The organism is Streptomyces tamarix, from assembly GCF_032423885.1.
Taxonomy (GTDB): Bacteria; Actinomycetota; Actinomycetes; order Streptomycetales; family Streptomycetaceae; genus Streptomyces; species Streptomyces tamarix.
Genome location: NZ_JAWCTQ010000027.1, coordinates 35804 through 60445, shown reverse-complemented (window position 1 = coordinate 60445; position 24642 = coordinate 35804). Strand labels below are relative to the sequence as shown.

Below are 24642 nucleotides of genomic sequence, written 5' to 3'. Positions count from 1 at the left end.
ACGTGACCCGGCCCAAAACCAGTTGCCGCAGGAGCGGCCGTGCCGGCTGACATCAACCACGAGGAGAACACCGTGGAGCCACTGCTCCAAGAGATCGTCACCATCGTCGGTGACTATTTCGACGTCCCGCCCAGCCAGTTGGACCCCGACGTTCCGCTTCCGGATCTCGGCGCGGACTCGATGGCGCTGCTCGGCATGCTACGGCTGTTGGAGGACCGGTACGGCTGCAAGATATCGCTCCGGCAGCTCTTCGACGACGTACAGACCCCGTCCGACCTGGCCGCCCACCTGACCGCGCACGCCGCGGCCGACAAGCTGCCGACGGAGCGGACGGTGCCGCCCGCCGCGCCCATCACGGACACCGCCGCCGTCGGCACGGCACCGACCCCGGTGCCCGATCCGGTGACGCCGGCGCCGGCCGTGGGCGTCCCGCCCGTCGCGGCACCGGCGGCCGGATCGCCGACGGCGGCCGTCTCGCCGGCCGTGCAGAGCCTGATCAAGGACCAACTCCTCATCATGCAGCGTCAGTTGGACCTGCTCGCGGGCGGCGGGGCCGACGCGGTCGCCCCGGCCGCCGCGCCCGGGGCCGACGCTTCGACGTCCGTGCCGCGGCAGGCGCCGGCCCGGTCGGCGGTGCCACTCGGCCCCGGCGCGCGCGGCACCGCGGTCGGCCCCGTGGAGACGGCGCAGCGCACCCGCTACCTGAAGGCCCTGGCCGACCGATTCGGTGCCCGGACCAAGGGCTCGAAGGCATCCGCCCAGCGGTTCCGGCCGATCGTGGCCGACAGCCGCTCCAGCATCGGCTTCCGGCCCTCGACCAAGGAGATGGTGTACCCGATCGTCGCCGAGCGCGGGCGGGGCGCGCGGGTGTGGGACGTCGACGGCAACGAGTACGTCGACCTCACCATGGGATACGGCGTCCACCTCCTCGGGCACAACCCGCCGGCCGTCATGTCGGCCCTGCGGGAGCGGATGGAGCTCGGCTTCGGCCTCGGACCGCGTACCCAGCTGGTCGAGGACGTCGCCGGCGCGCTGCTCGAACTCACCGGCATGGAGCGCGTCGCCTTCCTCAACACCGGAACCGAAGCGGTCATGACGGCGGTTCGCATCGCTCGGGCGGCCACCGGCCGCGACAAGATCGTGATCTTCTCCACCGGGTACCACGGCCACTTCGACGGTGCGCTCGCCGTACCGTCCCACGAGAACGGCGTGTTCGGCACCAGACCGCTCGCGGCGGGCGTCTCACCGCGTGCGGTGGAGAACGTGTACGTGCTCGAGTTCGGCACGGACGAGGCACTCGACTTCATCCACAAGCACGGCCCGGAGCTCGCGGCGGTGATGACCGAGCCGGTGACGCTGCGCACTCCCGGCGTGCAGAACCCCGACTTCCTGCGCGAGCTGCGGGAGATCACCCGGGCGCACGGCACGAAGCTCGTCTTCGACGAGATGGTCACGGGCTTCCGCTGCCATCCGGCCGGTGTCCAGGGCCTGTACGGCATCGAGGCGGACCTGGTTACCTACGGCAAGGTGATCGGAGGCGGCATGCCGCTCGGTGTGATCGCCGGACGCGGCGGGGTCATGGACGTCATCGACGGCGGCGTCTGGAACTTCGGCGACGACTCCCGCCCGACGGTGGAATCCACCTTCTTCGCCGGTACGTTCAACCAGCATCCGCTGTCCATGGTGGCGGCGAAGGCGGTCCTCGATCACCTCCGCGAGCAGGGCCCCGGCCTGCAACGGGACCTCGACCGGAAGACCGAGACGTTCGTGGACCAGTTGAACGCCGACTTCCACGAGCTCGACGTGCCGATCGCGGTCCGCCGCTTCTCCTCGCTCTTCCGCTTCGAGCACGACGTGAACATGGACCCGTTCTACGTCAACCTGCTCGACCGCGGCGTGTTCGTCTGGGAGCTGCGCAACTTCTTCCTGTCCACCGCGCACGAGCAGGCCGACCTCGACCACATCCGCGCCGCGGTACGTGAATCCGTCGCCGAGCTGCGGACCAACGGCATGCTCGACGACGGCCGCACCGGCGCGGCCGGTACCCGGCCGGGACCCGCGCCGCTGCGCGGCACCCTCGCGCAGCGGCAGCTGGCGGACCTCGACGAGGGCGGCGTGCCCGCCTATCAGACGTCCCTCGGGTACTGGCTCGACGGTCCGCTCGACCGCGCCGCGCTGCGCGCCGCCGTGCAGGGGCTGGTCGCGCGCCACGAGGCCCTGCGGACCACGCTCGGCGCGGACGGTGACACGCTCGTCGTCCACGACCCGACACAGACGGTGCTGAGCGACGTGCTGACCGAGCACACCTGCGAGGACGAGGACGACCTCGCAGACCTGCTGCGGACCTGGGCCGGCCGACCGCTCGACCTGGTCGACGGGCCGGTGTTCCGCGCGGTCGTGGCGCAGGTCGCACCGCAACGGCACCTGTTGCAGATGGCGGTGCACCACGCGGCGGTGGACGGCTGGTCCCTCGGCGTCCTGCTCGACGACCTCGTCGCGCTGTACAACGCCGGCTGCCGGGGGGAGAGCCCCCAACTGCCGCCGGCGGCCCAGTTCCGCGACTACCTCGCCTGGCACGAGCGGGTCGCCGCCGGTGCCCCGGCCGCCGACCACCGTGCATACTGGCGCTCCCTCCTCAAGGAGGCGCCCACGCTGGAACTGCCGGTGTCGGGACAGCCGGAGAGCTTTCCCCACCTGGCGGTACGGCACAGCGTCCTCCTCGACCCCGAGTTCTGCGGTCGGATGCGCGAGGCCGCCCGTACCGAGGGCGTCACGGTGTTCGCCTACCTGGTCGCGGCCTGGGGGGCCCTGCTGCACCGGCTGACGGGGCAGGACGACGTCGTCGTACCGGTCGCGTCGACCCGGCGCCCGCAGGAGCTGGACCAGGTGGTCGGGTACTGCTCGAACGTGCTGCCGCTGCGCCTGCGCCTGCCGGCGGACGTCCTGGCCGTGGACTATGTGGCCGAGGTCCTGACGCACCTGGTGACCGGGCTCGAAAGCCAGGACTACCCGTTCGCGGACCTGCTCACGGAATGCGCACCGCCCGGAGCGGGCCTGCGCGGCGACCTGTTCACCACGTCCATCTCGTTCTACCGCCAGGTGGCGGTACCTCCCATGGACGGGCTCGCGGTGTCGGAGGCCGGGCCGCTGCCGATCACGCACACCGGCCACCCCCTGGCGCTGTACGTCATGGACGGCACCGAGGGGTTCCGGTGTGACTTCGAGCTCGCGACCGACGTCCTCGCCCCCGACCTCATCGAGCGCATCCCGCGGTACTACCGGAATCTGCTCGGCGCCATGGTCGCCGATGGCGAGCGGCCGCTGGCCGAACTGGACCACGAGGTCCACGGAAACCGGATCGGGAGCTAGCGGCTCCGGCCGCTCACCCGGCACCGGGCTGGAATTCCCCCTTCACACGGCACGACCCCCTATGAGTCCTCGGACATACGGAGACATGAATCCATGATTACGGCCGGCCTCAAGCTCACCCAGAGCGGCGGTATCGCGCTGCTCAACGACGACCGCCTCGAGTTCAACATCGAGATGCAGAAGCTCGCCAACGGTTCCCGCTACAGCAACGTGGACGAACTCGACGACCTGGTCACGATCACCTCCACCTTCGGATACCAGCTCGGAGACATCGACACGTGGGCGGTGGACGGCTGGGACGGCGCCACGGAAGGACGTGTCTCGCTGCTCAGCGGCGGCAAGCCGACCGAACTCGTCGTGGCGTCGTACCGGGAGACGGAAAGGGTGCCCGACCCGGGGCTGCCCGGCCACCGGGGCGACCTGGTCATCGGCGGCCGGACCATGGACTACGTGAGTTACGTTCACGTGGCCGGCCACCTCGCGTCGGCCTACTGCACGAGCCCGTTCGCCCGGCGCGGCGAGCCGTCGATGGTTCTGGTGTGGGACGGCGGCTGCTTCCCCCGCCTCTACTGCGTCGACGCGGACGGCCGCATCGAGCCGGGTGGCGAGGCTTTTCCGCTCATCGGGCACACGTACTCGATGGCCTCCCAGTACTGGGGGCCGTTCAAGCGCCCGAACAAGTCGACCCACGTCGACGACCTCGCCGTCGCCGGAAAGATGATGGCGTACATCGCCCTCGGCACGCCGCGGGACGACATCAAGAAGGTCTTCCGGGAGAGTTTCCACGAGCACTTCGAAGCGGACTCGCCGCGTGTGCGGGCCTACCGCCAGAAGATCATCGGGTGCGGCAGCACCGGAGAGAACTCGCACGCCTACGTCCATGAATTCCTCACGGCGGTGCAGAAGGTCACCAGTGGACTCGGCGCAACCGACGTGGACGTGCTGGCGACGGTCCACGTCTTCCTCGAGGAACTGCTGATCGAAGGCGTCACCTCGAAGATCCGGGCGTGGAAGGGCAGCACCCCCTGGAACCTCTGTTTCGCCGGCGGGTGCGCGCTGAACATCAAGTGGAACAGCGCTCTGCGCGCCCACCCGATGATCAAGGCCATGTGGGTTCCCCCGTTCCCCGACGACTCGGGCGTCGCCATCGGCACGGCCTGCCTCGCCGCGGCCGACGGCCAGGGCCTGCGGCCGATCGAATGGGGCACGCGGCTCGGGCCCGGCCTCGAGCCGACGCGAGACGTGCCGCGGGGGTGGACCGTGTCGCAGTGCGGACCGGAGGAACTCGCCCGGATCCTCCACACCACGGGCCAGGCCGCGGTCGTGCTCAACGGCCGCGCGGAGCTGGGGCCGCGGGCGCTCGGCGGGCGGAGCATCATCGCCCCCGCCACGGAGGAGTCGATGAAGAAGCTCCTGAACGACGCGAAGGACAGGGAGCACTACCGGCCGGTCGCGCCGATCTGCCTGGAAGAGCACGCTCCCACCGTCTTCGATCCGGGTACCCCCGACCCCTACATGCTGTTCGAGCACTGGGTCCGCCCCGAATGGATCGACCGCGTTCCGGCGATCATGCACCTGGACGGCACCGCTCGGCTGCAGACGGTCAACGAAGGCGACGACCCGAACCTGCACGCCATTCTCCGCGAGTACCACCGGATCAGCGGAATTCCGGTCCTGTGCAACACGAGCGCGAACTACAACGGCCACAGCTTCTTCCCGGACGCCGCGTCGGCGATGGAGTGGGGCCGCCTCGACCTGGTGTGGAGCGAAGGCGTCCTCTACCGTAGGGAAGATTCCACTCGTTAGGCCCTGGCCGCATTGACGGGTGTGACCGCCGCCTGACGCCCGGCGTCAGGCGGCGGCAGCCACGACCTCCCCTGTGTCTCGCCGGCGAGACACATTCCTGTGCTCCGTCGAGTGCTGCCCGGCGTTTATTAAGGCTTGCGGATCTCGCGTGCTAATCTCGCAAAGTCAATTGATTATTGGAAATTCGCGAAGTGGGTCCGGAGAAATGCAGTCGGAGGAGAGCCCTTTCATGTCCAGACCCGATGTTCCGATGCTTCTCGCGAAAAACGCCGCAGAGCGGGCCAAGCGACTGCGGCCGGACGGCAACGACCAGTACGTGCAGCTCAGTGGCGAGCACGCGCACATGAACGAGGACCCGTTCACCGATCGCACGGAACGCGAACCGCACCGCGACCACGTCACGTTCGCGTTCATCGGCGGCGGTTTCGCCGGCCTGATGACCGGCGCGCACCTGAAGACGGCAGGGGTCACCGACATCAGGATCGTCGAGAGCGGAGGCGACTTCGGCGGAACGTGGTACTGGAACAGGTACCCGGGTGTTCAGTGCGACGTCGCTTCCCTGGTCTACCTGCCGTTGCTGGAGGAGACCGGGTACGTGCCCTCGGAGTGGTACGCGCACGGCCCGGAGATATTCGAGCACTGCCAGCGCATCGGCAAGCAGTACGGGCTGTACGAGAACGCGCTCTTCCACACCCGGGTGACCGGCCTGGAGTGGGACGAGACCACTCGGCTGTGGACGGTGCGGACCGACCGCGGCGACGAGTTCACCGCGCAGTTCGTGAGCTGGGGCCTCGGCCACCTGTCCGTACCGAAGCTGCCCGGCATACCCGGCATCGAGACCTTCGCGGGCCACGCCTTCCACGCCAGCAGGTGGGACTACGCCTACACCGGCGACCCGGACGGCGGACCGCTGGACAAGCTGCGCGACAAGCGCGTGGCGATCATCGGTACCGGCGCCACCGCGGTGCAGTCCGTTCCCCACCTGGCGACCGCCTGCCAGGAGCTGTTCGTCTTCCAGCGCACCCCCTCCGTGGTCGACGTGCGGGACAACCGGCCGATCGACCCGGAGTGGTTCGCCGGGATGGCCACGCCGGGCTGGCAGCAGCGCTGGCTGGACAACTACGCGGCCAACATGGCCTCGGCCGAGCAGCCGGCCGAGGATTTGATCAATGACGGCTGGACCGCCCTGGCCAGGATGTGGCGCGAGGCGGAAGGCGCGTCGAGCCCGGCACCGGACGCGTCCGAGGAGATCAGCGCCGAGGTGTACGCCGATCTCGAGAAGATGAGGACGATCCACGCCCGGGTGGACGACACGGTCAAGGACCCCCGGACCGCCGCGCTCCTCAAGCCCTGGTACCACCTTCCGTGCAAGCGCATCACCTTTCACGATGAGTACCTGGACGCCTTCAACGTGCCGACGGTTCACCTGGTCGACACGGACGGGAAGGGAGTCGAGCGGATCACGCCGCGAGGTGTCGTGGTCGACGGCACCGAGTACCCGGTGGACTGCATCGTCTACGCGTCGGGCTTCGAGGTCGGCACGGCGCCCACCCGGCGTGCCGGGTTCGACCCCGCCGGCCGGGGCGGCAAGCGGCTGTCGGAGCACTGGGCCGATGGCATGCGCACGATGCACGGCATCCATGTGCACGGGTTTCCGAACGCGTTCCTCGTTCAGCAATTCACGGGCGGGGTGCGGTTCTCCAACCTGTCGCACAACTTGTCCGAGGCGGCCAAGACCGTGGCAGCCGTCGTGGCGCACGCGGTCAGCGAAGGCGTCGACGTCGTCGAGGTCACCCGGGAGGCGGAGGACTCCTGGATGGAGCAGGTGGGCGTCGATCCGGAATGGCGTGACTTCCTGGCCACCGGATGCACCCCCGGCTATATCAACAACGAAGGAACGGACCTCGGCGCACATCACCTTTTCGATGAGTTCGCGGGCGCCGATGGGCCGGGGTTCTTCCGGCTCCTTCAGCAGTGGCGTGCGGCCCGGGATTTCGACGGCCTGAAATTCGACCGGGCCGAGTGAGGCTGTCCCGCCGGCCCCGTCCGTAGACGTGTCCGTGCGTTCGTCCGTGCATCCGTCCGTGTAATCGTCCGTGTATGAGTTCTGGGAGCCCGCATGATTCCGTTGTCGTTCGCGCAGCAGCGGCTGTGGATCGTCGGCCAGTTGGAAGGGCCGAGCGCGACGTACAACATGCCGTTGGCGTTGCGTTTGTCAGGGGCGTTGGACCGGGACGCGCTGACGGCGGCACTGGGCGATGTGGTGGGACGGCACGAGAGTTTGCGGACGGTTTTCCCGGTGGTGGGCGGCGAGCCGGCCCAGCGGGTAGTGCCTGCCGACGAGGTGGTGCTGCCGTTGGTGTGGGCCGACGCGGGCGGTCGCCGGATCGCGGATGTGGTGGCTGAGGCCGCGGGGTACGTGTTCGACCTCGCGGTTGAGGTGCCGGTGCGGGTGTGGGTCTTCTCGGCGGGACCCGATGAGCACGTGCTGGTGCTGGTGCTGCACCACATCGCCTGCGACGGCTGGTCGGTGGGGCCGTTGGGCCGGGACGTGGGACTCGCCTACGCGGCGCGTGTGAAGGGAGCGGCGCCGGAGTGGGACGAGTTGCCGGTTCAGTATGCGGATTACACGTTGTGGCAGCGCGAGTTGTTGGGGACGGAGAGCGATCCGGGCAGTGTGATGGCCCGGCAGTCGGATTTCTGGCGCGGGGCGTTGGCGGGGTTGCCGGAGGAGCTGGGGCTGCCGTACGACCGGCCGCGTCCTGTGGTGGCCGGTCACCGTGGTGGTGAGGTGCCCGTGGTGGTCGGCGCGGGTGCGCACGCGCGGGTCGAGGAAGTGGCGCGGTCGGCGGGTGTGACGCCGTTCATGGTGGTGCAGGCGGCGCTGGCGGTGTTGTTGTCGCGGCTGGGGGCCGGGACGGACGTTCCGTTGGGCACGCCGGTGGCGGGGCGTGCTGACGAGGCGCTGCACGACCTGGTCGGGTTCTTCGTGAACACGTTGGTGCTGCGCACCGACGTCTCGGGGGACCCGACGTTCCGGGAGCTGCTGGCGCGGGTCCGGGAGACGGACCTGGCGGCGTTCGAGCACCAGGACCTGCCCTTCGAGCGGCTGGTGGAGATCCTCGCCCCGTCCCGCGCGGTGGCCCGCCACCCGCTGTTCCAGGTGATGCTGGCCTTCGAGACCGGTGCCGGGAGCTCCTTCGAACTGCCGGGGCTGCGGGTCGACGAACTGGAGGTGTCGGGGGGAAGGACGGCCAAGTTCGACCTGAACTTCGAGTTGCGAGGACAGTACGGTGCGGACGGGCGGCCGGCGGGGATCGAGGGGGTCGTCGAGTACGCCACCGACCTGTTCGACCACGACACGGTCCGGGAACTGGCCGGGCGCTTCAACCGGCTGCTCGAGCGGCTGGTGACCGACCCCGACCGGCCCATCGGGCGCGTGGACGTCCTGACCGACCGGGAAGGCCGGTTGCTGATCGAGGAGTGGAACGACACCGCGCACGCGGTGCCGCAGGACACCCTGCCCGCGCTCTACCGGGCCCAGGTCGCCAAGACGCCGGACGCGGTCGCGGTGGTCTGCGGTGACACGAGCCTGACCTACACCGAGCTCAACGAACGGGCCAACCGGCTGGCGCACCGGCTGGTCGCGTGGGGGGTGGGCGTCGAGGGACCGGTGGCGCTGATGCTGCGGCGGTCGGCGGACGTGATCGTGGCGGTGCTGGCCGTGGTCAAAGCCGGTGGGTTCTACGTGCCGATCCACGCCGGTTTCCCGCCGGAGCGTGCGGCGTGGGCGGTGGACGACTGCGGCGCACGCGTCGTGCTGACCGATGATGCCACGCTGCTCGCGGGGACGAGGTGCGGTGCGCGGGTGATGGTGCTGGGGGACGTGGACCTCTCCGGCGAACCGGCCAGTGACCCGGACCGGGTCGTGAGCGCCGATCAGTTGGCGTACGTCATGTTCACCTCCGGGTCCACCGGGGTTCCCAAGGGGGTGGCGGCCCGGCACCGGGACGTCACGGCGCTGGCGTTCGACCGGCGTTGGCGCGGCGGGGCGCACGGGCGCGTCCTGGTGCACTCGCCGCACGCTTTCGACGCCTCGACGTACGAGATGTGGGTGCCGCTGCTCTCCGGGGGTCGCCTGGTGATCGCACCGCCGGGGGACCTGGACGCCCGGGTTCTGCGCCGGCTGATCGCCGAGGAGCGGATCACGGCGCTGTGGCTCACCGCGGGTGTGTTCGCGCTCATGGCGGAACAGGCCCCGGAGTGTTTCGCGGGCGTGCGCGAGGTGTGGGCCGGCGGCGACGTCCTCTCGCCGGTCGCCGTACGGCGGGTGCTGCGGGCATGCCCCGGTCTCGACGTGGTCAACGGGTACGGCCCCACCGAGACCACCACGTTCGCCACCAGCCGCCGGCTGCGTTCGGCCGATGACGTCGCCGACCGGGTGCCCATCGGCCGACCGCTGGACAACATGCGGGTGTACGTGCTCGACGGCGGGTTGCGGCCGGTGCCGGTGGGCGTGGCCGGTGAGCTGTACGTGTCCGGTGCGGGGCTGGCCCGGGGGTACCTCGGCCGTCCGGGGTTGACCGCGGAGCGGTTCGTGGCCTGTCCGTTCGGCGTGCCCGGGGAGCGGATGTACCGGACCGGGGACCTGGTGCGGTGGCGGGCGGACGGGAACCTCGAGTACCTCGGCCGGGCCGACGACCAGGTGAAGATCCGGGGGTTCCGGGTCGAGTTGGGCGAGATCGAGGCGGTGCTGGGCCGGCATCCGGAGGTCGGGCAGGTCGCGGTCGTCGCCCGGGAGGACCGGCCCGGGGACAAGCGTCTGGTGGCCTACGTGGTCCCGGCCGGTGCGGGTGCGCCGGACGCGGCGCAGGTGCGGCGGTTCGCCGGGGAGGGGCTGCCGCGGTTCATGGTGCCGACCGCGGTCATGGTGCTGGACCGGCTGCCGCTGACGCCCAACGGGAAGCTGGACCGCAGGGCCCTGCCCGCCCCGGACTACGCGTCGGCCTCGACGCGCCGCGCCCCGACCACGGTGCGGGAAGAGCGGCTGTGTGCGGCGTTCGCCGAGGTGCTGGGGCTGCCCGCCGTGGGCGTCGACGACAACTTCTTCGACCTCGGCGGCCACTCCCTGCTCGCCATCAGCCTGGTCGCCCGCATCCGGTCCCTGCTCGGCGTCGAACTCACCCTCCGCACCCTGTTCGAAGCCCCCACCGTCGCCGCCCTGGCCGGTGCGCTGGACGGGGCCGAGTCCTCGCGTCCGGCGCTGGTGGCCGCGGCCCGTCCGGAGCCGCTGCCGCTGTCGTTCGCGCAGCAGCGGCTCTGGTTCCTCGGCGAGCTGGAGGGGCCCAGCGCGACGTACAACGTTCCGGCCGTCATCAGGTTGTCCGGGGCGCTCGACACGCGTGCGCTGGCCGCGGCGCTGCGGGATGTGCTCGGACGCCACGAGGTGCTGCGTACGCGCTTCCCGGTGTTCGACGGACAGCCGTATCAGCAGGTGGTGCCGGTCGAGGAGCTCGGCGAGGTGCTCACGGTGGTGCCGGCCGATCAGGCCGGGCCGTCCGGCGTGCCCGCGCGGGTGATCGAGGCCGTGAGGTACGGCTTCGACCTGTCCGCCGACGTGCCCTTCCGCGCCTGGCTGTTCGACGCCGACGCGGGCGAGCAGGTGCTGGTGCTGCTCGTGCACCACATCGCCGGCGACGGCTGGTCGATGGCACCCCTGGCGCGGGACCTGTCGGTGGCGTACACGGCGCGCCGTGCCGGCCGGGCTCCGGACTGGGTGCCGCTGCCGGTGCAGTACGCGGACTACACGCGCTGGCAGCGCGAGCTGCTCGGCTCGGCGCAGGACCCGGAGAGCCTGCTGAGCAAGCAGTTGGCCCATTGGCGCCGGGCACTGGCCGGGTTGCCGGAGGAACTGTCGCTGCCGGTCGACCGCGCCCGCCCGGCGGTGGCCACGCACCGGGGCGCGAGCGTGCCGCTGGACGTTCCCGCCTCGATCCACGCGCGGGCCGCCGAGCTGGCCCGGGCCGAGGGCGTGACCGTGTTCATGGTGCTCCAGGCCGCGCTGGGCGTGGTGCTCTCCCGGCTCGGCGCCGGCCCGGACATCCCGATCGGAACCCCGACGGCCGGACGCACCGACACCGCGCTCGACGACCTCGTCGGGTTCTTCGTCAACACTCTGGTGCTGCGCACGGACCTCTCCGGCGGCCCGTCCTTCCGCGAGCTGCTGGCCCGCGTGCGCGAGCAGGCGCTCGACGCGTTCGCGCACCAGGACGTGCCCTTCGAGCGCCTGGTCGAGGAGCTGGCCCCGGCCCGCTCGATGGCCCGCCACCCGCTGTTCCAGGTGATGCTCTCCCTGCAGAACAACACCGATCCCGTGCTCGACCTGCCGGGCCTGCGCACGAGCATCCTGCCCGACGGCGACACCCCGGCGAAGTTCGACCTGAACGTCGACCTGAGTGAGCGCTTCGACGACCGCGGCCGGCCCGCCGGGATGACCGGCGAGCTCACCTACGCCGTCGACCTGTTCGACCACGCGACCGTCGAGCGGATCGCCGAGCGCTTCAGCCGCGTCCTCGGCACCCTGACCGCCGAACCCGCGCAGCGGGTCGACCGGGTCTCGCTGCTGTCGGCCGCGGAACGGCAGGAGGTGCTGCACGTCTGGAACGACACCGCCCGCCCGGTCCCGCCCACGACGCTGCCCGCGCTCTTCCAGGCCCAGGCGGCCCGTACCCCCGAGGCCACCGCGGTCGTCTTCGACGACACCTCCCTGACCTACCGCGAGCTCAATGCCCGCGCCAACCGACTCGCCCACCACCTGATCGACGACGGAGTCGGCCCCGAAGACGTGGTGGCCCTGGCGCTGCCGCGGTCGACCGAACTCATCGTGGCGATGCTCGGCGTGGTCAAGGCGGGCGCGGCGTATCTGCCGATCGACGTCGACTACCCGGTGGACCGGGTGCGGTTCATGATCGAGGACTCGAAGCCGTCGTGCGTGGTGACGCTTCGGCGCACCGCGGCACGCCTGCCGGCCGACGCGCCCCTGCTGGTCCTCGACGACCCGGCCACTGAGCAGAGGCTGACCGCGGACCCGGCGTCGGACCACGACCCGACGGATGCGGACCGCACCACCCCGCTGGACCCCGCGCACCCCGCCTACGTCATCTACACCTCCGGTTCCACCGGAACCCCCAAGGGCGTGGTCATGCCGCACCGCGGCATCACCAACTTCATCACCGTCCATCGCGAATCGGTCTTCGCCGCCGCCGCCGTGTCGCCGCACGGCCGGCCCCTGCGCGTCGCCCTGACCAACTCCATATCCTTCGACGCCTGCTGGGACCAGCTCTCGGGCCTGATGGAGGGGCACGAGCTGCACGTCGTCAGCACGGAGGTGCTCTCCGACAACGGCCTGCTCGCGACGTGGCTGGACGAGCACGACGTCGACTTCCTCGAGCTGACCCCCTCCCACATGGCCTCCGCCGTGGCGGGCGGCCTGTTCGACGGCCGGCGCCGCCCCGCGCTGCTCGTGGTCGGCGGCGAGGCCGTCCCCGACGCGCTCTGGGAATGGCTCGGGTCACTGGGCGACGGCACCCGCAGCTTCAGCTTCTACGGGCCCACGGAGTGCACGGTCTACCAGGTCTTCGCCGAGCCCCGGTCCGCACCGAGGCCGATCCTCGGGCGACCCACGTTCAACATGCGGGCGTTCGTCCTCGACGACGGCCTGCAGCCGGTCGCGCCCGGCGTGACGGGGGAGCTGTACGTGGCCGGTGCCGGCCTGGCACGGGGGTACCTCGGCCGTGCGGGACTGACCGCGGAGCGGTTCGTCGCGTGCCCGTTCGGCGAGCCCGGGGAACGGATGTACCGGACCGGGGACCTGGCCCGCCGACACGCCGACGGCAGCCTGGAGTTCGCCGGCCGGGCCGACGACCAGGTCAAGATCCGAGGATTCCGGATCGAGATCGGCGAGGTCGAGGCGGCACTGGGCGGGCACCCCGGCGTCGCCCGGGCCGCCGTCGTGGTCCACGAGGCCGTCCCCGGCGACAAGCGTCTGGTCGGTTACGTGGTACCCGGCCCGGGCCAGGGCCCGGAACGGCTCGCCCAGTTGCCCGGCCTGCTCAGGCGGCACGTCGCCGGGATCCTGCCGGAGTACCTGGTGCCGGCGGCGGTCGTGGTCCTGGACCGGTTGCCGTCGACGCCCAACGGGAAGCTGGACCGCAGGGCCCTGCCGGCGCCGGACTACGCCGCCGTCTCCACCCACCGCGCCCCGGCCACGGCGCGGGAGGAGATCCTGTGCACCGCCTTCGCCGAGGTGCTGGGCCTGCCCGCGGTCGGCGTCGACGACGACTTCTTCGCTCTCGGCGGTCACTCGCTGCTGGCGACGCGGCTGGTCGCCCGCGTCCGGGCGCTGCTCGGGGCCGAGCTCGCCATTCGCACCCTGTTCGAGAACCCCACCGTCGCCGCCCTCGCCGGTGCGCTGACCGGGGCCGAGGCCGGGCCTTCGCGCCCGGCGATGAAGGCCGCGGTTCGCCCGGATCCGATGCCGCTCTCGTTCGCGCAGCAACGGCTGTGGATCGTCAACCAACTGGAGGGGCCGAGCGCGACGTACAACATGCCGTTGGTGCTGCGCCTGTCCGGGACACTGGACCGGGGCGCACTGGAGGCGGGGCTCCGTGACGTGGTGGGGCGGCACGAGAGCCTGCGGACGGTCTTTCCGGCACCCGACGGCGAGCCGTTCCAGCGGATCGTGCCCGCCGGCGAGGTCGTGCTGCCCCTCGTGTGGTCCGACACCGGTGCCGACCGCGTCGCGGATCTGGTGGCCGAGGCGGAGGGGCACGTGTTCGATCTGGCCGCCGAGATTCCCGTGCACGCCCGGGGGTTCTCGGTGGGCCCGGACGAGCACGTGCTGGTCCTCGTGCTGCACCACATCGCCTGTGACGGCTGGTCGGCGGGCCCCCTGGGCCGGGACCTCGCGGCTGCCTACGCCGCGCGGGTCGGCGGCACGGCGCCGAAGTGGGACGAACTGCCCGTCCAGTACGCCGACTACGCCTTGTGGCAGCGCGAACTGCTGGGCGACGCGGGCGACCCCGACAGCCTGGCGGCCCGGCAGGCGGTGTTCTGGCGCGGCGCGCTGGCGGGGCTGCCGGACGTGCTGCCCCTGCCCTTCGACCGGCCGCGTCCTGCGGTGGCCAGCCACCGTGGTGCCGAAGTACCCGTGGCGATCGACGCGGACGCGCACGCACGGGGCGACGACCTGGCCCGCCGGACGGGCGTGACGCCGTTCATGGTGGTGCAGGCGGCGCTGTCGGTGCTGCTGTCGCGGTGGGGCGCCGGGACGGACGTCCCGCTCGGCACGCCGCTGGCCGGGCGCGGTGACGAGGCGCTGCACGACCTGGTCGGGTTCTTCGTCAACACCGTGGTCCTGCGCACCGACCTGTCGGGGGAGCCGACGTTCCGCGAGGTGCTGGAACGGGTCCGGGAGACGGACCTGGCGGTGTTCGATCACCAGGACCTGCCCTTCGAGCGGCTGGTGGAGGTCCTGGACCCGCCCCGGTCCCTGGCCCGCCACCCCCTGTTCCAGGTGAACCTGTCCTTCGACAGCGCTGCCGGCGTCTCCTTCGGCCTGCCGGGGCTGCGCGTCGACGAAGAGGTGGTCCCGGGGCGGACGTCGGCCAAGTTCGACCTGAACTTCCTGCTGCGAGGGGTGTACGGGGCGGACGGGCGGCCGGCGGGGATCGAGGGGGTCGTCGAGTACGCCACCGACCTGTTCGACCACGACACGATCCAGGCGCTGGCCGGGCGCTTCGCCCGGCTGTTCCAGGAACTGATCACCCACCCCGACCGGTCCATCGGCACCACCGAAGCCCAGGAACCGCCGCCCCTGAGAGGGCCCGGCCCCGGAAAGCGGCGGGTGCTGGTCGGCTCCCGCCCTTCGCGGGAGCAGCCCACCGGCGGAACCGCACGGGCCTGAGATTGCCCCGCACATGGTCTTCGGCGGCTGCCGAAGGAACGTACTTCGAAGGTTTCCGCTTCTCCGGAAAGTTGGGCGAACGCATGCCAGAAATCCTTGGTCATCCGGATGGAGAACCCGGCTCGACAGGAAGACGCCGATGACGCGACGCGCCGGGGCGAAGCCGCGCTCACTCTTGCGCCACCGGCACTTCGTCCTGCTGTGGACCGGCCAGTCGGCCTCGCTCCTCGGTACCCAGATCACCTACGTCGCGATGCCGCTGACCGCCGTCCTGCTGCTCGACGCGACGCCGCTGGAGGCGGGGGCGCTCGTCGCCCTCGAAACGCTGCCGTTCCTGCTGTTCGGCCTCTTCGTCGGTGTGCTGCTGGACCGCCGGGCACGCCGTTCCGTGATGATCGTCGCCGACGTCGTACGGGCCGCGGCCCTCGCCTGGATCCCCGTCGGGCACGCGCTCGGCGTGCTGAACATCGGCCAGCTCTTCGTCGTGGTCTTCGTCCTCGGCGTGATGACCGTGTTCTTCGACCTCGCGTACCAGTCCTACGTGCCCGGTCTGGTCGGCCGGGACCGGCTCCCCGAGGCGAACGGGAAGCTGGAGCTCTCGGGCTCGATGGGGCAGGTCGCCGGGCCGGGCGCGGCGGGGCTGCTGGTCTCCGCGCTCGGCGCGCCGGTGGCGATCGCGGTGGACGCCGTGAGCTACGTCCTGTCCTTCTTCACGACGGCGGGACTTCCGGCCGACGAGGCACCGAAGCCGCAGCCCGGTGCGTCGGCCCTCTCGGTCCGCGCCGCGATCCGTGAGGGATTCGCCGTGATCTGGAGGCAGCCACTGCTGCGCTGGTTCACCACCGCCGCGGTGATCATCAACCTGTTCTCCGGCGCGCTGATGTCGGTGTTCTTCCTCTACTTGATCCGGGTGCTCGGGATGGGCTCGACGCAGGTCGGCCTGATCGTCGCGGTCGGCAGCGTGGGCGCGCTGACCGGCGCCCTCCTGGTCGGCCGGCTGACCGGACGGTTCGGCGTCGGACCGACACTGATCCTGACGATGGCGTTGCCCGGCCTCGGCTACCTCGTCCTCGCGGCCGTGCATGGCCACTCGCCGGCGGTGATCGCCGTCGTGGCGGCGGCCTCCTTCGCCGTCCAGTTCAGCGTGCCCGTCTTCAACGTGACGGTGATCAGTTTCCGGCAGGTCACCACCCCGGACGAACTGCTCGGGCGGGTGAACGCCACGGCGCGTACCTGTGCCCTGGGCGCGTACTCGCTCGGCTCGCTGCTCGGCGGCGCGCTCGCGTCCGGGGCCGGGCTGCGGACGACCGTCCTGCTGGGCGCCAGCGGGACGTTCCTGGCCGCCCTCGCCCTGCTGTGCTCGCCCGTGCGCGCGGTACGCCGCCTCGACGCGCCGCCCGCCGACACCGCTTCGACCCCCGCGCCGGTGTCCGGCGTACCCATTCAGGAGCAAACATCATGACAACGACGTCGACGTCCCCGGACGTCCCGGTGCAGGAGGAGGGCTACCAGCTCTCTCCGCAGCAGCTCGCCCGGTCGGGCCAGGCCGGGAGCACGGCGGTCCGCACGGTCCGCACCGCCGCACGCGTCCCGGTGCCGGTCCTGGAGGCCCGGATCGCGGCGGCGGTCGCCGCGCACGAGATCCTGCGCACGCGGTACACCGAGTTCGCGGGGCTTCCCACCCTCGTCCAGGTCGTGGATCCGGTCGGCCCGGTCACGGTCGAGCAGGCGGTCGCAGAACGCACGGTGCTCCGGGCCGGCGCGCTGACCGTCGAGCACGCACTCGGTCCGGACGGCACGCTGCTGGTTCTCACCCTGCCGCGGCTGAGCGTCGACGACGCCTCCTGGCAGCAGCTCGTCGGCCTTCTGCTCCAGGACCCCGAGGACCTTCGGGGCACGGCCGCCGACGGCGCCGCAACCGATGACGAGACGCTCCAGTACGCCGATGTCGCCGCCTGGCTCGGCGAAGTCCTGGAGCAGTCGGCGCGGCCGCAGGAGACCGGCGACACCGGGCGGCAGCCGTCGACGCCGTCCTCCGCGCCGCCCTTCCTCCTGCCCGCCGACCTCGGGGACGGGGCCGCCGAGCCGGTGCGCGTCTCGACCGTCGTCCAGGGGCCGGCGCTGGAACGGCTGGACGCGCTCGCCGGACGGTGCGGCGTGAGCGAGTCGGCGGTGCTGCTGGCCCTGTGGCGCTCGCTGTACGACCGGTACTGCCGCGACGCCGACGACCACGTGGTCGTGCTGGCCGACGGCCGGTCCACGGACGGCCTGGAGAACGTGCTCGGCCTGCTGGAGCGCCCGGTACCGGTGCGGTTGGAGATCGCCGCGGACACCCCGGTCGCCGACGCGCTGCGGACCGCGCAGGACGCGCTCCGTTCCGTCGCGGCGATCGAGAACCAGGTCGACCCCGGGACCGTGGCGTCCCCGCACCGCGCACCGGGCGGCGCCTCGCTCTCGTACCGCCACCGCCAGGACCAGTGGGCCGATGCGATCTCGGCCGAGACATCCGCGTACGACGTGCCCGGTCCGCTCCACCTCGACTGCGTCCGCGGACCGCGAAGCGTGCACCTGACCTTCGTCGGTACCGGCGGTCGCGTCGCACGGGCCGATCTGGACCTCGTCGCGGCGGCCTTCGAGCACCAGCTCGCTGATGCGCTGTCCGGCGGCACGGACCGCGCCGTCGGCGGCCTTCGGCTCACCGCGCCGAACGCGTCGACCGCGGGCGCCGAGCCGCGCGCGCGGTACGCCCCGGTGCTCGACCGCTTCCTCCGGCAGGCGGACCGCACGCCCGCGCGACCGGCGCTGCGCTGCGGCGAGACCGTCGTGTCCTACCGGGACGCGGCGCTGCGCGCCGACGCGGTGGCACACCTGCTGCGCGAGCACGGCGTGCGGGCCGGACAGCGGGTCGCGCTGTTCGCGCCGGCCTCGGCGGAGACGGTCGTCGCGATGCTCGGGGTCTGGCTCGCCGGCGCGGCGTTCGTCCCCCTCGACCCTTCGTGGCCGCGACAGCGGATCGAGATGATCCTGGGGGAGGCCGACCCCGCGCTGCTGCTCACGCCCCTTCCGAAGGCCGATCACCCGGTCTCCGTCCGCACCGTGACCACGGCCGACGCGGCCGTGGACCCACAGCGCGCGGCGCCGTCCGGCGCACCGGCCGCGGGCGCCGCCTACGTGATCTTCACGTCCGGCACCTCGGGCCTTCCCAAGGGCGTCGTCATCGGGCACGAGCAGCTGGCGCACTACGCCGCCGCCATGGGTGAGACGCTCATGCTGTCCGAGGGCGCCGAATGCGCAGCGGTCTCCACGCTCGCCGCGGACCTTGCCTATACGGCCGTCTTCCCGACCCTGGCGAGCGGCGGATGCGTCCAACTCGTCCCCGCCGAGACCGCCACGAGCCCCGCCGCTCTCACCGAGTGGTTCCGGACGCACCCCGCGGCCGCGCTGAAGCTGGTCCCCTCGCACCTCTCGGCGCTCCTGGCGGAGGCCGACGATCCGGCGGCGTTGCTGCCGAGCGAGGCGCTCGTGCTCGGCGGCGAGCTGCTGCCGCGTCCGCTGTACGAGAGGGTGCGGGAGCTCGCGCCGTCGCTGCGGGTGTACAACCACTACGGCCCGACCGAGACGACGGTGGGCGCCTCGTGCCTCGCGCCGGACGAGCCGGTCGACGCACGCTGCTCCTCGATCACGGTGGGCGGCGGCCTGGGGGAGAACGCCCTGACGGTGGTCGACGAAGCGGGCGTCCCGCTGCCGCCCTGGTGCCCCGGCGAGGTGGTGGTCAGCGGTCCCGGCGTGGGCCTCGGGTATCTCGCGCGGTTGCGCGAAGGGCTGCCGGGCTTCGGCACCGCCGAAGCCTCGGACGGCTACCGGACCGGCGACCTCGGCCGCCTCGTGCCCGGCGCGGGCGTCGAGATCCTCGGCCGGATCGACGACCAGGTGAAGCTGCGCGGATACCGCCTCCAGGTCGGTGAGATCGAGGCGCTGCTCACCGGGCGGTGCGGAGTCGGAGCCGCGGCCGTCGTGGCACGCGCCGACGACAGCGGTCTGGTGACGCACCTCGATGCCTACCTGGTCGCCACGGACGGTTCCGCGCCGCCGGTCGAGCAGGTGAGGAAGGCCGTCGGCGACTGGCTGCCGGCCGCCCTGGTGCCGACCGGCTGGCAGGTGCTGGACCGGCTTCCGCTGACCCGCAACGGCAAGCTGGACCGTCGCGCCCTCGCTCCGGTCGAGCCGCCGAAGGCCAGGGCCGGCCGACCGCGCGACTCGGTGGAACAGCGCCTGCTGGCCATCTGGTCCTCCACTCTCGACCAGGACATCTCGTCCCCGGACGCCGACTTCTTCGAGTTCGGCGGGCAGTCCCTGCGGGCGATCAAACTCATGGCCCAGATCAACAGCGCCTTCGGCTGCCGTTTGCCGATGTCCGCGGTGTTCACCGCGCCGACCGTCGCGGCGATGGCGGTCCTGGTGCGCGGCAGCGAAGCCCAGGACTCGAACCTGGTCCCGCTGCGTGCCGCTTCCGGAGCGGACGTCGGGGCCCCGATCTTCTGCGTCCACCCGGGCGGTGGCAACACGCTGAGCTACTGGGAGCTGGCCCGTGCGCTGCCGGCGGACCGGCCGGTCTTTGGCATCGAAGCCTGGGGTCTGCACGGCAGGCCGCCGCAGGAGGACTTCACCGCCATGGCCGAGGGGTACGCGGCGACCGTCGCGGCCGCCGGCGACGCCCCGCCGGTGATCATCGGCTGGTGCTTCGGCGGCCTGATGGCCTACGCCACGGCCAAGGCCCTGCGCCGCTCCGGGCACGAGGTGGCGCAGCTGATCATCGTCAACTGCGGTGTCCCCGCCGCCGACGACGGCGCACTGGCGCAGAAGCCCGCCGACTACCTCGTCCGCCGCTTCGCCTTTCACTACCAGTTGGACCTGCCGGCGGGGGAGTTCGGTGAGCGGGAACTGCTCGCGGCCATGCAGGACGTCGGGCGGCTGCCCCCGGACGCGGGCGAGGCGGAGCTGCGGAGCCTGCTGGACGTCTACACGACCAACATGACCGCCTTGGACCGCTACTTCGTACAGCAGCGCAACAGTTTCGACCGCCCCGACTTCCCGGTGCTGTTGGTGCGGGCGGAGCCGACCGGCGAGCCGCACGACCCGGACCGCACCTGGGGCTGGGGATCGGTGGTCGGCCCGGAGCTCGGCTTCGCTTCGGTGCCCACCACCCACCACGGCATCATGCGGCAGCCCCACGTCGCCCGACTCGCCGAGCTGATCGGACGGGAGCTCGAATCGTGACCCGCGCAGGGATCCACCGCAGAGGAAATGAGGACGCAGGACATGCATGAAGCAACTCCCAAGGCGCCGGGACCCCGCTCCCTCCAGCGCGCGACGCGGCGGCCGGTGCACGTCCCGGCCGGGGACGCGGTCACCGTCGGTTTCCTGCCGGAAGCACCGTCGACGCCCGTCCTCGTCACACCGGACGGCCCCGGTGCCGACCTGCCCGGCTGGCTGCGCGCGAACCGGGACGCCGTCGAAGCGAAGCTGCTGCGGCACGGCGCGGTCCTGTTCCGCGGGTTCCACGGTGGTTCGGTGGAGAAGTTCGAGCAGGCCGCCTCGGCCGTGTGCGGCACCCTCTTCCGTGAGTACGGGGACCTCCCGCAGGAGGGCGAATCGGACCGCGTGTACAAATCGACGCCGTATCCCGAAGACCTCTCGATCCTCTTCCACAACGAGAGTTCGCATCTGCCGCAGTGGCCGATGCGCCAGTTCTTCTCCTGCATCGTGGCCCCGCACACCGGAGGCCAGACGCCGATCGTCGACTGCCGTACGGTCCTCGACCGTATGCGTCCGGAGCTGGTCGAGCTGTTCGCCACCAAGAAGCTCCGTTACGTCCGCAACTTCATCGAAGGCGTCGACGTCAGCTGGTCGCGCTTCTTCCGTACCGACGATCCGGCCGAGGTCGAGCGCAAGTGCGCGGAGGAGGGGACCGGCTTCGAGTGGACGCCGGACGGCGGCCTGCGGACCTCGCGCCAGGCCGAGGCGGTGCTGCGCCACCCGGTGACCGGCGAGGCCGTGTTCTTCAACCAGCTCGCCCTGCACCACCCGTCGTCGCTCGACCCGGAAACGCGCTCCTCGCTGCTCGCGATCTGCGGCGATCAGGGCATGCCGCGCAACGTCTTCTGGGGCGACGGCACGGTCATCGACGACGCCGTCGTGGCCGAGGTCCGCGACCTGATGGACCGTGAGTCGGTCGCCTTCTCCTGGCAGGAGGGCGACGTCCTGGTCCTCGACAACATGCTGGTCGCGCACTCGCGCAGCCCCTTCACGGGGCCGCGGAAGATCGTGGTGGCGCTCGGCGACATGACCGGCGGGCCCGTACCTTCCCCGAGTCCGGTGAGCCCGGTCTGACGGGTCACGGGACACACCACTGGGGGCGCCCCACCGATGCTCCATCGGTGGGGCGCCCCCAGTGTGAAACCGGCGAGCGGCTCCGGACCTAGACCGTGTTCGCCACGGGGACCGGAGCGGGCAGCGCCTTGCGGTCGTGCTTGCCGTTCGCGTTCAGCGGCATCCGCTGGAGCAGGGTGATGGTGGACGGCACCATGTAGTACGGCAGTTGGGTGCGCAGGTACTTCCGCAGAGCGACCGGGTCGGGGTTGAACCCCGGCCGCGGCTCGACGTAGCCGGCCAGACGCCGGTCGCCCGGGGTGTCCTCCCGGACGATCACGGCGGCGGCCTGGACGTCCGGGTGCTGGCCGAGTACCGACTCGACCTCCTCCAGCTCGATCCGGAACCCGCGCAGCTTGACCTGCCGGTCCACCCGGCCCAGCACCTCCACGTCGCCCGTGGGCAGCATCCGCGCCAGGTCGCCGGTGTTGTACAGGCGGGCGCCCGGCCGGTCCGAGAAGGGGTGGGCGAGGAACCGCTCGGCGGTGAGCGCGGGGCGCCCCACGTAGCCGCGGGCCAGGGCAAGGCCGCCGATGTAGAGGGTGCCGTTCACTCCGACGGGCACGGGCTGGAGCCTGCTGTCGAGGACGTAGAACTCGGTGTTGGGCAGCGGGCGGCCGATCGGGACCGGCTCCTCGTCGCCGCGCTCGGGCATCGGAGTCTCGAACAGGCCGCTGTCCACGGTCGATTCGGTGATGCCGTACGAGTTGACCAGACGGGTGCCGGGAGGACACAGCTTCGCCAGGTCCCAGTAGTCCCGCATGAACCAGATGTCCGCGCCGACGGCCAGCACCTTGAAGTTGTCCAGCAGCCGCCCCTGGTCGGCCACGTAGGCGCTGAGCCGGCGGACGACGACCGGGACGAGGTCGGCGAAGTCGATCCGCTCCCGCTGGAGCAGCGCGTACAGCCGTGCCGGATCGAGCAGCGTCTCACGGTCGCACAGCACGAGCGTGCCACCGGAGCACAGCGCGCGGACCATGTCACCGGTGAACACGTCGAAGCCGATGTTCGCGGCCTGGAGGTGCCGGTGCACCACCGTGCCCAGGTGGTAGACCCGCTCCCAGGAGCGGAAGGCGCTCATCAGGGCGCCGTGGGTGAGCATCGCACCCTTGGCGCGGCCGGTCGATCCCGAGGTGTACACGAGGAAGGCCAGGTTGTCCGCGTTCGGTTCGGCGTACGGGGCCCGCGCGGCGGCGGACGGCCCGGCCTCCGCCGCGTCGACGCCCTCGGCGAGCCAGTCGTCGAAGTGGCCGACGCTCAGCCCGTCGGTGAGCCCCGGTATCGCGGCCGCCACGTCGTGGCGCGTCAGGAGCAGGCGTACGGAGGCGTCCGAGAGCACGTACCGCAGGCGGTCCACCGGGTGGTCCGGATCGAGCGGCACGTACGCGCCGCCCGCCCTGAGGATGCCGAGCAGAGCCGCCACCGAGTCGGGGCAGCGCGGCGCGCACAGCCCCACCCGGGACTCCGGGCCGACGCCGAGTGCGCGCAGCCGGGCGGCGATGATCCCGGCCCGCCGGTCGAGCTCCCGGTAGCTGATCCGGTCCTCCCCGTCCACCACCGCCACGGCGTCGGGAGTGGCGCGGGCGTGCTCCTCGAACAGGTGGTGCACACACAGGTCGGGGGAGACCTCGACGGAGATCAGGTTGTCCCGGGTCAGCACCTCGGTCCGCTCCGGTTCCGAGAGCAGCGGCAGCCGGGACAGCGGCAGATCGGGGTCGGCCACGGCGCCGGCCAGCAGCCGTTCGAAGTGACCCGCCATCCGCTCGACGGTGGCGTCGACGAACAGGTCGACGTCGAACCCCCAGTCACAGCGCAGCAGTCGCCCCTCGTCGACGACACGCAGGCACAGGTCGTACATCGCCGTGGCCCGGTTCTCGCCGTTGAACGGGCCGGTGCGCGGCCCCGGTGCGGTCCGCGCGGCGGTGTGCAGCGACAGCATCGTCCGGAACAGCGGGGCACGGCCGGGATCGCGCTCCTGCCGCACCTCCTCGACCACGCGCTCGAACGGAACGTCCTGGTGGGCGAAGTCCGCACGGCACACCTGCCGGGTGCGCGAGAGCAGCTCCCGGAACGTCGGGTCACCGGTCAGGTCCACGCGCAGGGCCAGGGCGTTCGCCAGGCGGCCGATGAGCGATGCGGTCTCCGGCCGGTCGCGGCCCGCCACCGGCGTGCCCACCACGATGTCGTCCTGGCCCGAGTAGCGGTGCAGCAGGGCCGAGTATCCGGCGAGCAGCGTGACGAACAGGGAGGCGTCCGCGTGCTCGGCCACCTGCTTCAGTCCGGCGGTCAGGTCGGCGGACAGGGTGAAGGAGCGGGTCCCTGCCGCGTACGTCCGGACGGGCGGCCGCGAGCGGTTGCGGTCGGTCGGCACCCGCAGGGTGGGCAGCTCGCCGCGGAGCCGCTCGCGCCAGTGCGCCAGCCCCTGCCGTGCCTCCCGGTCCGCCGTGCCCTCCGTGAACCGCACGCGCTGCCAGTGGGCGTAGTCGGCGTACTGGACGGCGAGCGGCGGCAGTGGATCGACACCGCCCGCGAGGAAGGCTTCGTACAAACGGCCGACCTCGTCCGTCAGTACCGTCATCGACCCGTCGTCGCCGAGCGTCGGGTGCAGGTTGATCAACGCGACGGTCTCCTGCTCGGCGAGCGCCACCAGCGTCACCCGGAGCAGCGGGCCCCGGGCGAGGTCGAACGGCGCCTGCGCCTGCTGCGCCGCGAGCTGCCGCACCTGCTCCTCGGCGTCGTCCGCGGCGCGCAGGTCGACCCTGCGGGGCTCCCAGGCGTAGCCGTCCGCCGAGGCGATCGTCTGCACCGGCCCGCCGTCGGCGGACGTGAAGGTGGTCCGCAGGGTCTCGTGCCGTCGCACCAGGGCCTGGAAGGCCCGGGTCGCCACATCGAGGTCCACCGGGCCCGGCAGTCGCAGCGCGTACGGCGGGTGGTACGCCGTGCCGTCGAGGCCGAGCTGGTCCAGGAACCACAGGCGCTGCTGGGCGAAGGACAAAGGGGCGCCCGCGCCCGCCGGACGCTGGGTGATCCCGGTCGGCGTCGCCACGGGCTCAGAGGTGTCGTTCATGCCGTCC

The 24642-nt window shown here is 71.8% G+C and carries 7 protein-coding genes and 1 pseudogene; 7 read left to right on the top strand and 1 reads right to left on the bottom strand.

The window, feature by feature from the left end; all coding sequences use genetic code 11:
- Positions 1-39: 39 nt before the first annotated feature.
- The 7 genes and pseudogenes from RND61_RS20855 to RND61_RS20825 all read left to right on the top strand — a co-directional run bounded on the left by RND61_RS20855 (position 40) and on the right by RND61_RS20825 (position 21529).
- The gene (locus tag RND61_RS20855) at positions 40-3369 is read left to right on the top strand and encodes an aminotransferase class III-fold pyridoxal phosphate-dependent enzyme (RefSeq protein ID WP_315879542.1); all 3330 of its coding nucleotides are present in this window, start codon (positions 40-42) and stop codon (positions 3367-3369) included.
- 93 nt (positions 3370-3462) lie between these two features.
- A complete protein-coding gene (locus RND61_RS20850; RefSeq protein ID WP_315879541.1) occupies positions 3463-5175 on the top strand; it encodes a carbamoyltransferase N-terminal domain-containing protein in 1713 nt (570 codons plus the stop codon).
- A 229-nt stretch (positions 5176-5404) separates the two neighbouring features.
- Entirely contained in the window at positions 5405-7201 is a 1797-nt protein-coding gene (locus RND61_RS20845; protein WP_391653826.1) for a flavin-containing monooxygenase, read from the top strand.
- Between the two features lie 96 nt (positions 7202-7297).
- A pseudogene (locus RND61_RS20840) lies at positions 7298-15139 on the top strand (amino acid adenylation domain-containing protein); the annotation flags it as partial.
- 139 nt (positions 15140-15278) lie between these two features.
- The gene (locus tag RND61_RS20835; RefSeq protein ID WP_315879538.1) at positions 15279-16601 is read left to right on the top strand and encodes an MFS transporter; all 1323 of its coding nucleotides are present in this window, start codon (positions 15279-15281) and stop codon (positions 16599-16601) included.
- Entirely contained in the window at positions 16598-20416 is a 3819-nt protein-coding gene (locus RND61_RS20830) for an amino acid adenylation domain-containing protein (protein ID WP_315879537.1), read from the top strand. Before RND61_RS20835 ends, RND61_RS20830 begins: the two co-directional genes overlap by 4 nt.
- 42 nt (positions 20417-20458) lie before the next feature.
- Positions 20459-21529: a TauD/TfdA family dioxygenase gene (locus RND61_RS20825; protein WP_315879536.1), complete on the top strand. Its 1071-nt coding sequence runs from the start codon at positions 20459-20461 to the stop codon at positions 21527-21529.
- An 88-nt stretch (positions 21530-21617) separates the two neighbouring features.
- Here the strand turns inward: RND61_RS20825 and RND61_RS20820 are convergent, their stop codons facing one another.
- Entirely contained in the window at positions 21618-24635 is a 3018-nt protein-coding gene (locus RND61_RS20820) for a non-ribosomal peptide synthetase (protein ID WP_315879535.1), read from the bottom strand.
- Positions 24636-24642: the final 7 nt, after the last annotated feature.